The 256-nt window shown below is 52.7% G+C and carries 1 rRNA gene; it reads right to left on the reverse strand.

What is annotated here, in order from left to right:
- Window positions 1-4 precede the first annotated feature (4 nt).
- Window positions 5-256, reverse strand: a 23S ribosomal RNA gene (locus Afil_RS11660); the annotation flags it as partial.

Below are 256 nucleotides of genomic sequence, written 5' to 3' on the forward strand. Positions count from 1 at the left end.
TGCCGCCCACCTGTGTCGGTTTTGGTACGGGCCAAGATAAAGTATCGCTAGAAGCTTTTCTTGAAAGCCGCTCCATGTGCTTCGCTACTTTCCAAGGATTTCGCTTACCTCTAACGCTCTGTACCTCTCGGTCCGGATTTGCCTGGACCGGTACTGCCGCGCTTCGCCCTCAATCCATTAAGAGGGTCACACTTCCCGTCTTTGTCACTCCATCGCCTTTATCTCAGGTGCAGGAATCTTCGCCTGCTTTCCATCT

Origin of the sequence: Allobaculum fili, from assembly GCF_020969955.1 — a bacterium.
In the GTDB taxonomy this organism is placed as follows: domain Bacteria; phylum Bacillota_I; class Bacilli_A; order Erysipelotrichales; family Erysipelotrichaceae; genus Allobaculum; species Allobaculum fili.